The organism is Stenotrophomonas sp. INTA L402-1 (assembly GCF_059295135.1).
The window spans coordinates 1-8,838 of record NZ_JCAFWP010000068.1; the positions used below are offsets into that span (position 1 = coordinate 1).

Genomic DNA, 8,838 nt, shown 5'->3' on the forward strand with positions numbered 1-8,838 from the left:
AGATGTGTATAAGAGACAGGCGGCCGGCACTACCTCAAGGAGAAATACATGCGAAAGACAGGGATGTTCATGATCGCGGGGCTGCTGCTGGCCCCCACCGCGCAGGCCGCACCGGCCTGCCAGGAACCAGTGGCTGTCGCCCGTGCCTTCTACGAGGCAACCACCGGCAATGGCGATCTGCTGGAACCGCCGCCGGCGCTGGTCAGCCCGGCCTTCGGCAAGGCCCTGCGTGGCGAGCGCGCCTGCCAGGTACGCGAGGAAGGCATCTGCACCATCGATTCGGACCCGTGGCTGGATGCGCAGGATGGCGACATCGAAACCCCGGTGCGTTACAGCTGGAAAGAGGCGTCGGCCACCGCCGGCCAGGTCGAGATGCGCTATTCGGTATGGAAGAAGGCCTACGTGACCCGGTTGCCGATGGTGCGCCAGGGGCAGAGCTGCTGGCAGGTGGATGACATCCTCACCAACAGCGGTCGCTCGGTACGGAAGATCCTGGCCCAGCCGCTGCCTTGACCGTCTGCGGCATCCATGCAGGGTGCGGTCCTGTTGCCGGCCAGCGGCCGGTACTACCAGGGTGGGTGCCGACCGTTGGCCGGCACACCGCTATCGCGAATGCCCGAACACCAGTTCGATCACGAACTGGCTGCCGAAGAAGGCCAGCAGCAGCAACAGCATTGCCGCCAGCGTCCAGTGCACCGCCTTCATGCCGCGCCAGCCGTAGCGGCGACGGCCGATCAGCAGCACGCCGAACACGATCCACGACAGCACGCTCAGCACGGTCTTGTGCACCAGCTTCTGCGCCAGCAGGTCGTCGACGAACAGCACGCCGGTGACCAGGGTCAAGGTCAGCAGCGCGAAGCCGACGGTGATCACCCGGAACAGCAGCGATTCCAGATCGGCCAGCGGCGGCAGCGCGCGCAGCCACGGCCGGAACTCGCGGCGGCGCAGGGCGCGTTCCTGCAGCCACAGCATGATCGCCAGCAGCGCGGCGATGCTCAGCGTGGCGTAGGCCAGCAGCGCCAGCCAGGCGTGGCTGGCCAGGCGCCAGCCCAGCACCTTGCTCGGTTCGTGGCCGTAGCCGTGGTAGGCCAGCAGCAGTACCGCGGCCAGCGGGAACACCACCACGCCCAGTGCCGACATGCGCCCGCGCGCGCCGACCAGCGAGGTCAGCCAGGCCATGCCCAGGCCGACCAGCGACAGCGCAGCGAAGAAGTGCATGTCCGGCCCGCCGTTGGTGCGCATCGCCACCATCACGTGGTAGCCGCCGTGCAGCAGCATCGCCGGCAGGGCGGGCCACAGCCAGGCGGGGGAGCCGGTGCTTTCATCGCGGCCAAGCGCACGCACCAGCAGGGCGCTGGCGGCCAGGTAGAGCAGGGCGGCGATGAGAACGATTAACATCGTTGCAGTTTCGCATACCCCTGCGGTGGTGGCGACGGCCCTGTGGTCGCAGTCCGGGGAGGGGAGCGGACCCGTTATACTGTCTGCCTTATTGTCCCCCGCTTTCAGACAGGTTGCGCCGCATGTTCGAGTCACTGACCCAGCGCCTTTCCGGCACCATCGAGCGCCTGCGTGGCCGCGGCCGCCTGACCGAGGAGAACATCCGCGAGGCGACCCGCGAAGTGCGCATCGCGCTGCTCGAAGCCGACGTTGCGCTGCCGGTGGTGCAGGCCCTGATCGAGCGCATCAAGGTGCGCGCGGTCGGCCAGGAAGTGCTGAAGTCACTGACCCCGGGCCAGGCCCTGATCAAGGTCGTGCGCGACGAGCTGACCGCGGTGATGGGCGCCGAAGCCAGCGACCTGAACCTCAATGTGCCCGCTCCGGCCATCATCCTGATGGCGGGCCTGCAGGGCGCCGGCAAGACCACCACGGTGGGCAAGCTGGCCAAGCACCTGAAGGAAAAGCGCAAGAAGAAGGTGATGGTGGTCTCGGCCGACGTCTACCGTCCGGCCGCGATCGAGCAGCTGAAGACCCTGGCCGAGCAGGTCGGCGTGCTGTTCTTCCCGTCCAGCGCCGACCAGAAGCCGGAAGCCATCGTCCGCGCCGCCATCGACGATGCACGCAAGTCGTTCGTCGACGTGCTGCTGGTCGATACCGCCGGCCGCCTGGCCATCGACGAAGCAATGATGGCCGAGATCAAGGCCCTGCACGCGGCGGTGAATCCGGCCGAAACCCTGTTCGTGGTCGACGCCATGACCGGCCAGGACGCGGCCAACACCGCCAAGGCCTTCGGCGACGCCCTGCCGCTGACCGGCGTGGTGCTGACCAAGACCGACGGTGACGCCCGTGGGGGTGCCGCACTGAGCGTGCGCTACATCACCGGCAAGCCGATCAAGTTCGTCGGTGTCAGCGAGAAGCCGGAAGGCCTGGACGTATTCCACCCGGACCGTATCGCCAGCCGCATCCTCGACATGGGCGACGTGCTGTCGCTGGTCGAGCAGGTCGAGCAGCAGGTCGACAAGGACAAGGCCGCCAAGCTGGCCGAGAAGGTCGCCAAGGGCAAGAAGTTCGACCTGAACGACATGCGTGACCAGCTGGAGCAGATGCAGAACATGGGCGGCATCGGCGGCCTGATGGACAAGCTGCCGGGCCTGGGCAACATCCCCGACCATCTGAAGCAGCAGGTCAGCCAGGGCAAGGAAGTGCCGCGCATGATCGCCATCATCAGCTCGATGACCAAGAAGGAACGGCGCAACCCGAACCTGCTCAACGGCTCGCGCCGCGCGCGCATCGCCAAGGGCTCGGGCGTGACCCCCGCCGACGTCAACAAGCTGATGAAGCAGTACATGCAGATGGAAAAGATGATGAGCAAGATGGCCGGCGGCGGCATGAAGGGCATGTTGCGCAGCATGAAGGGCATGATGGGTGCCATGGGCGGCCGCGGCATGCCGTTCCGTTGATGCGTTGATGCGTGGGCGCGCGCTGTGGTCGGCGCGGCCTGCGTAGCGTCGAGCTTGCTCGACTGCTGTTGGTGGTCCAGTCGAGCAGGCTCGACTCTACCCCCGTCCTGCGCGCACCATGGGGGCCTGTCCGAAACGATGGGCCGTCATGCAGAGTTCCGCTGTATCTGTATCTTCCCGCGTCGAGGCGTTCTGCCGGCGCTTTGGCGTTTCCGTTCCGATCCTGCTGGCCCCGATGGCCGGCGCCTGCCCGGTGCCGTTGTCGGCTGCGCTGGCCAATGCCGGCAGCATGGGGGCGATGGGCGCGGTGCTGTCGTCATCGGCCGATATCGGCCACTGGATGGATGACTTCCGCGCTGCCTCGACGGGCCCCGCACAGGTGAACCTGTGGGTGCCGGACCCGGCACCGACCCGTGATGTCGCCGCTGAAGCCGCCAGCCGCGCCTTCCTCGCGCAGTGGGGTCCGGACGTGCCGGCCAGCGCCGCCGATGCCACGCCCGCCGACTTCGAAGAACAGTTCGCCGCACTGCTGGCGGCGCGCCCGGCGGTGGCCTCGACCATCATGGGCGTGCTGCTGCCGCGCCACGTACAGCAGTTGAAGGATGCCGGCATTGCCTGGATCGCCTGTGCGACCACCTTGTCCGAAGCGCGTGCGGCACAGGACGCCGGTGCCGACGCGGTGGTGGCACAGGGCGTGGAAGCCGGTGGCCATCGCGGTGCGTTCGATCCGGCGATGGCCGAGCGCCAGCTGGTCGGCTTGTTCGCGCTGCTGCCGCGCCTGGCCGACCACCTGCAGATTCCGGTGATCGCCGCCGGTGGCATCGCCGATGGCCGTGGCATTGCTGCCGCACTCACCCTGGGGGCCAGCGCCGTGCAGATCGGCACTGCCTTCCTGCGCACGCCCGAAGCGGCGATCGCCTCGGCGTGGGCCGATGGATTGGCGGCCAGCGAACCCGAAGATACCTGGCCGACCCGTGCCTTCAGCGGCCGCCTGGGGCGTGGCCTGGCGACCCCCTATGTGCGCGCCGCCGCTGCAGAAGGCGCACCGGCGCCACGCCCGTACCCGGTGCAGCGTGGCCTGACCGCGCCGATGCGCAGGCAGGCCGTGCAGGAAAATCGTCTGGCTGCGATGCAGGCCTGGGCCGGGCAGTCGGCGTGGATGGCCCCGGCACAGCCGGCCGCCGACGTATTGCGCGGCATGTGGGAACAGGCGCAGGCGCTGCTGCGATGACCGTGACCTGCAACGGCCAACCGGCGCAGGTGGAGGATCTGTTGCCGGCGCTGGTCAACTATGGCCACTTCACCTCGCTGCAGGTGCGCGGCCACGCCGTGCAGGGACTGGACCTGCATCTGGCGCGGCTGTCGCAGGCCACGCGCGAACTCTTCGGCAGCGAGCTGGATGCCGCGCAGGTGCAGGCGTGGATGGCGCACGCCCTGCAGCAGGCCGGCCTGGCCGATGCCTCGCTGCGGGTGACGGTGTACTCGCGCCGCTTCGATTTCCGCAATCCGCTGGCGGCCGTACCGGTGGACGTGCTGGTGGCGGTGTCCGCGCCGGTGGCGCTGACCGCACCGAAGCGGGTGCGCAGCGTGATGTGGCAGCGCGAGCTGCCGCAGATCAAGCACGTCGGCACCTTCGGCTTGTTTGCCGAGCGCCGTGCGGCGATGGCGGAAGGGTTCGACGATGTGCTGTTCGTGACCGCCGATGGCGAGATGAGTGAAGGCAGCACCTGGAACCTGGCCGTGCACGATGGTGAGCGCCTGCTCTGGCCACAGGCGCCGGCCCTGCGCGGTACTACCGAGACGTTGTTGAAGCAGCATTGGCCGGGGGCACAGCTGACGCGGCCGTTGGCACTGGCTGAACTGGATAACGTGAAGGCCGGTTTTGCCTGCAACGCCAGCGGCCTATGGGCGCTGGACGCCATCGACGGGCATGTCCTGCCGGGTTCGCAGGCACTGGCTGAACAGGGCTGGGCAGTGCTGGCGGCGGTGGCTTGGGATAGATTGGGGTGAAAACCCCCGCCGGGCATGGCCCGGCGCTGCCGTGAAGGCGGATTCACCCCGGGGTTGGCTCGGTCGGGCTCTGCCGCTATAATCGTCAGCTTACCTCGCCATCCTGGCGACTGGGCAATAGGAAAAACACCATGGTCAAGATTCGACTGACCCGCGGCGGCGCCAAGAAGCGTCCGTTCTACCACATCATCGTCACCGACGTGCGCAGCGCGCGCGACGGCCGCAACATCGAGCGCGTTGGCTTCTACAACCCGGTCGCCCAGGGCGCCGAGAAGCGCATCGAGCTGGACCTGGCCCGCGTTGACCATTGGGTCAAGAACGGCGCCCAGCCGACCGACAAGGTCCGCAACCTGATCAAGGAAGCGACCAAGTCCCAGGCCGCTGCGGCCTGATCCTGACGGGCCACGCTTCGGCGTGGCCCTCTTGGTTGAAGCAGATGAAAGATATCGAGCGCCGCATCCTGCTGGGCAGGGTTGTCGGCGCTTTTGGTGTGCGCGGCGAGATCAAGCTCGAGTCCTGGACCGAGCCACGTTCCGCCATTTTCCGTTACCAGCCGTGGATCGTGCGCAGCCCGTCCGGCGTGGAAACCACGATTGAAGGTGTACGCGGCCGCGACAGCGGCAAGCACCTGGTCGCCCGGTTCCCCGGCGTCGAGGACCGCGATACCGTTGAAGCGATGCACGGCACCGAGATCTACGTGGCCCGCAGTGCGTTGCCGCCGCCGAAGCCCGATGAGTATTACTGGGTGGACCTGGAAGGCCTGGACGTGAAGACCACTGAGGGCGTTGCCCTGGGCCAGGTCTCGCACCTGTTCAGCACCGGTGCCAACGACGTGGTGGTGGTCCGTGGTGACCGCGAACGGATGATTCCGTTCGTGCAGCCGGACTTCGTCAAGTCGGTCGACTTCGAGGCCAACCTGGTCGTGGTCGACTGGGATCCCGAGTTCTGAGTGTGAGCATGCGTTTCGACGTCATCACCCTGTTCCCCGAGTTCCTCGCCCAGTCCGCTGGACTGGGCGTGGTCGGGCGCGCGCAGGAGAAGGGCCTGTTCAGCCTGCATGGCTGGAATCCCCGTGATTACGCCGAAGGCAACTACCGCCGGGTGGACGACCGCCCGTTCGGTGGTGGCCCGGGCATGGTGATGCTGATCGAGCCGCTGCAGGCCTGCCTGCAGGCGATCCGTGATGCCGATCCGACCCCGGCGCGGGTGATCCATCTCAGCCCGCAGGGTGCGCCGTTGACCCAGGCCAAGGTGCGGGAACTGGCGGCACTGCCGCGCATGGTCCTGCTCTGTGGCCGCTACGAGGGCATCGACGAGCGTTTCCTGGAGGCCAACGTCGACGAGGAAATCTCCCTCGGCGACTACGTGCTGTCCGGTGGCGAGCTGGGCGCGGCGGTGGTCATCGACGCCGTGGCCCGCCTGCAGGACGGTGCCCTGAACGACGCCGAATCGGCGGCGCAGGACAGCTTCGAGGGCGACCTCGGCCTGCTTGACTGCCCGCACTACAGCCAGCCGGCCCAGCACCCGCTGGGTGACGTGCCGGACGTGCTGCGTTCGGGCAACCACGCGGCCATCGCGGCCTGGCGCCGCCAGCAGTCGCTGGTCCGTACCGCGCAGCGGCGCCCGGACCTGCTGGATGAACAGGCGCTGGGCAAGGCCGACCGCAAGCTGCTGGAGCAGGCCCGTCAGGCCCAGAAACACAAGGCCAGCCCCTAGCGCAGGGCTGGCGTTATCGGCTATCATGGCCAATTCCCGTCGGCCCCGGCCGGCGTGCGCAGTACCCAAAACAAACGTGCAGCACAGTCCGGTGACTGCATGAGCCTACGTTGTCGATACGACACGCCCACCCGAACAAGAATCGGTGTAACCCATGAGCAAGCTGAACAAGTCCATCGTCGCGGAATTCGAATCCGCCCAGATCACCCGTGAACTGCCGAAGTTCAGCCAGGGCGACACCGTTGTCGTCAACGTGAAGGTGAAGGAAGGCAGCCGCGAGCGCGTGCAGGCCTACGAAGGCGTTGTCATCGCCACCAAGAACGCCGGCCTGAACTCCTCGTTCACCGTCCGCAAGATCTCGCACGGCTACGGCGTCGAGCGCGTTTTCCAGACCCACAGCGCCATCATCGACTCGGTCGAAGTGAAGCGTCGTGGTAAGGTCCGCGCCGGCAAGCTGTACTACCTGCGTGGCCTGGAAGGCAAGGCTGCCCGCATCAAGGAAGACCTGGCTGCCGCTGCTGCCGCCAAGGCTGCCCGTCTGGCCGAAAAGGCCTGATAAACAACTTCGGTTGTTGCCGCGACGGCCACCTTCGGGTGGCCGTTTGCGTTTCCGGTATCGCATCGGCCACGATCAGGTGATGAACGACATCAACCCGCGCTACCCCGCCGTGATCCAGTCGGCGCTGCGCTTCCTCGACGGAAAAGGGCTGGCGCGCGTGCAGTCGGCACCGCTGCTGCATCGTGTGCTGTGGCGCATGGGCATCGCACTGCCACCGCCGATCCTGGCCGGCTTCGGCACCAATGCGCTGGTGCAGGGCCTGCTGTTCGGGCTGTTCTGGACCGCGCTGATGTGGCTGATGCTGTGGCAGGGCAGTGAACGCCCGCTGGCCCTGCTGCTGGCGGCCGGCCTGGTGGCCGGGGCGCTGTTCGGCGTGGTGATGGCGGCCTTGATGCGCTCGCTGCGCCGCCACCGCAAGCTGCCGGACTGGCAGCAGTTCCGGGCGCGGCAAGCGGACTGAGCCGATGGCGCACTGCGCCGTGACCGTTGGGGACAGGCCGCGCTAGGCTGCGGTTTCATCCCGATGGACGTGCTGTGCGATGCCTGCCAAGCGAACCGCACCTTCCACCGCGCCCGCGCTGTTGTCCGGCGGCAACCCGCAGATCGCCAAGGGCGAGGGCGATGCGCCGGTGCAGGCCTATATCGCGGCGATGCCGGACTGGAAGCGGCCGATCGGAGCACAGCTGGACGCGCTGATCGAACAGGCTGTACCCGGTGTGCACAAGGCAGTGAAGTGGAATTCGCCGATGTATGCGGTTGCGCCGGGCGAAGGCTGGTTTCTCAGCTTCCACTGCTTCACCCGCTACATCAAGGTGGCGTTCTTCCGTGGCGCTGCGCTGAAGCCGGTGCCGCCCGAGCCGTCCAGGAGTGCCGATACGCGCTACCTGCACATCCAGCAGGAGGGTGCGTTGGATGAGGCGCAGTTCCTCGACTGGGTGCGCCAGGCCGCGGCATTGCCCGGCGAGCGCATGTAAGTGCATCGTTCCGATCTCCCTGCCGACGAGAACCGCTGATGGCCACGCATGCACCGAACCCTGCCGATGCCGGAACCCCGGCCGCTGAACTGATTGATGCACGCATCGCCGAGCTGGGCGACTGGCGTGGCGAGGCGCTGGCACGCGTGCGTGCCTTGATCCATGAGGCGCTGCCGGACGTGCAGGAAACCTGGAAGTGGCGCGGTACACCGGTGTGGGAGCACAACGGCATCCTGTGCACCGGCGAAACCTACAAACAGGCGGTGAAGCTGACCTTTGCCAACGGTGCGGCGTTGGCCGATCCGAAGGGCCTGTTCAACGCCAGCCTGGACGGCAACACGCGACGTGCGATCGACATCCATGAAGGCGCGATGCCGGATGCCGCCGCGTTCAAGGCGCTGATGCGCGCGGCGGCCACGTTCAACGCTGCCAAAAAGAAGAAACGGTAGAGCCGGCCGCTGGCCGGCTGTTGCGCGATGCTTCCGGAGGAGTTTGAGGTTGCCGGCCAGCGGCCGGCAGTACCGCGCATTGAACGGCCCATGAGGTTGCCGGCCAGCGGCCGGCACTACCGCAGTGGCGCGGCATCCGGGTCGGCCACCGGCGACGGCGGGCAGGCCGGAATCTCCGACGGCGTGGCCAGTTCTTCGGCGTGCGAGGGCTTGCCCATCATCTTCGCCTTGCG

General features: G+C 67.4%; 12 protein-coding genes. 11 read left to right on the forward strand and 1 reads right to left on the reverse strand.

The features are described 5' to 3' along the window. Positions 1-48: 48 nt before the first annotated feature. Positions 49-513: a hypothetical protein gene (locus tag AC5O77_RS21100; protein WP_478058395.1), complete on the forward strand. Its 465-nt coding sequence runs from the start codon at positions 49-51 to the stop codon at positions 511-513. A gap of 90 nt (positions 514-603) precedes the next feature. Here the strand turns inward: AC5O77_RS21100 and AC5O77_RS21105 are convergent, their stop codons facing one another. Continuing rightward, on the reverse strand, positions 604-1,398 hold the full coding sequence (locus tag AC5O77_RS21105; RefSeq protein WP_032127560.1) for a cytochrome C assembly family protein: 795 nt from the start codon (positions 1,396-1,398) through the stop codon (positions 604-606). Positions 1,399-1,520: 122 nt separating this feature from the next. Here AC5O77_RS21105 and ffh point away from each other — a divergent pair, with 122 nt between their 5' ends. From ffh to AC5O77_RS21155, 10 genes are all read left to right on the forward strand, one after another. Next, on the forward strand, positions 1,521-2,897 hold the full coding sequence (gene ffh, locus AC5O77_RS21110; protein ID WP_005408591.1) for a signal recognition particle protein: 1,377 nt from the start codon (positions 1,521-1,523) through the stop codon (positions 2,895-2,897). A gap of 148 nt (positions 2,898-3,045) precedes the next feature. After that, the gene (locus tag AC5O77_RS21115) at positions 3,046-4,128 is read left to right on the forward strand and encodes an NAD(P)H-dependent flavin oxidoreductase (protein ID WP_049424473.1); all 1,083 of its coding nucleotides are present in this window, start codon (positions 3,046-3,048) and stop codon (positions 4,126-4,128) included. Next, a complete protein-coding gene (locus AC5O77_RS21120) occupies positions 4,125-4,907 on the forward strand; it encodes an aminotransferase class IV family protein (RefSeq protein WP_478058394.1) in 783 nt (260 codons plus the stop codon). The genes AC5O77_RS21115 and AC5O77_RS21120 overlap by 4 nt, the downstream gene beginning before the upstream one ends. 131 nt (positions 4,908-5,038) lie before the next feature. Further along, positions 5,039-5,299: a 30S ribosomal protein S16 gene (gene rpsP / locus AC5O77_RS21125; protein WP_005415733.1), complete on the forward strand. Its 261-nt coding sequence runs from the start codon at positions 5,039-5,041 to the stop codon at positions 5,297-5,299. 44 nt (positions 5,300-5,343) lie between these two features. Then, complete coding sequence (gene rimM / locus AC5O77_RS21130; protein ID WP_010483256.1) at positions 5,344-5,856, forward strand: ribosome maturation factor RimM; 513 nt, start codon at positions 5,344-5,346, stop codon at positions 5,854-5,856. A gap of 8 nt (positions 5,857-5,864) precedes the next feature. After that, positions 5,865-6,623 carry a tRNA (guanosine(37)-N1)-methyltransferase TrmD gene (gene trmD, locus AC5O77_RS21135; protein WP_478058393.1) on the forward strand — a complete coding sequence of 253 codons (759 nt, stop codon included), beginning with the start codon at positions 5,865-5,867 and terminating at the stop codon, positions 6,621-6,623. Positions 6,624-6,777: 154 nt separating this feature from the next. Continuing rightward, a complete protein-coding gene (gene rplS / locus AC5O77_RS21140; RefSeq protein ID WP_005408597.1) occupies positions 6,778-7,179 on the forward strand; it encodes a 50S ribosomal protein L19 in 402 nt (133 codons plus the stop codon). 82 nt (positions 7,180-7,261) lie between these two features. After that, entirely contained in the window at positions 7,262-7,642 is a 381-nt protein-coding gene (locus AC5O77_RS21145) for a DUF6404 family protein (RefSeq protein ID WP_125894521.1), read from the forward strand. Between the two features lie 79 nt (positions 7,643-7,721). Then, on the forward strand, positions 7,722-8,156 hold the full coding sequence (locus AC5O77_RS21150) for a DUF1801 domain-containing protein (RefSeq protein WP_125894519.1): 435 nt from the start codon (positions 7,722-7,724) through the stop codon (positions 8,154-8,156). A 38-nt stretch (positions 8,157-8,194) separates the two neighbouring features. Beyond that, positions 8,195-8,605, forward strand: a complete 411-nt coding sequence (locus AC5O77_RS21155; RefSeq protein WP_005408600.1) for a DUF1801 domain-containing protein — start codon at positions 8,195-8,197, stop codon at positions 8,603-8,605. Positions 8,606-8,838: the final 233 nt, after the last annotated feature.

What these genes read in the sequence shown, in the direction of transcription:
- rimM (WP_010483256.1), top strand. Translation starts at nt 5,344, where the DNA reads ATGAAAGATATCGAGCGCCGCATCCTGCTGGGCAGGGTTGTCGGCGCT.
- AC5O77_RS21100 (WP_478058395.1), top strand. Translation starts at nt 49, where the DNA reads ATGCGAAAGACAGGGATGTTCATGATCGCGGGGCTGCTGCTGGCCCCC.
- rpsP (WP_005415733.1), top strand. Translation starts at nt 5,039, where the DNA reads ATGGTCAAGATTCGACTGACCCGCGGCGGCGCCAAGAAGCGTCCGTTC.
- trmD (WP_478058393.1), top strand. Translation starts at nt 5,865, where the DNA reads ATGCGTTTCGACGTCATCACCCTGTTCCCCGAGTTCCTCGCCCAGTCC.
- ffh (WP_005408591.1), top strand. Translation starts at nt 1,521, where the DNA reads ATGTTCGAGTCACTGACCCAGCGCCTTTCCGGCACCATCGAGCGCCTG.
- AC5O77_RS21150 (WP_125894519.1), top strand. Translation starts at nt 7,722, where the DNA reads ATGCCTGCCAAGCGAACCGCACCTTCCACCGCGCCCGCGCTGTTGTCC.
- AC5O77_RS21105 (WP_032127560.1), bottom strand. Translation starts at nt 1,398, where the DNA reads ATGTTAATCGTTCTCATCGCCGCCCTGCTCTACCTGGCCGCCAGCGCC.
- AC5O77_RS21145 (WP_125894521.1), top strand. Translation starts at nt 7,262, where the DNA reads ATGAACGACATCAACCCGCGCTACCCCGCCGTGATCCAGTCGGCGCTG.
- rplS (WP_005408597.1), top strand. Translation starts at nt 6,778, where the DNA reads ATGAGCAAGCTGAACAAGTCCATCGTCGCGGAATTCGAATCCGCCCAG.
- AC5O77_RS21155 (WP_005408600.1), top strand. Translation starts at nt 8,195, where the DNA reads ATGGCCACGCATGCACCGAACCCTGCCGATGCCGGAACCCCGGCCGCT.
- AC5O77_RS21115 (WP_049424473.1), top strand. Translation starts at nt 3,046, where the DNA reads ATGCAGAGTTCCGCTGTATCTGTATCTTCCCGCGTCGAGGCGTTCTGC.
- AC5O77_RS21120 (WP_478058394.1), top strand. Translation starts at nt 4,125, where the DNA reads ATGACCGTGACCTGCAACGGCCAACCGGCGCAGGTGGAGGATCTGTTG.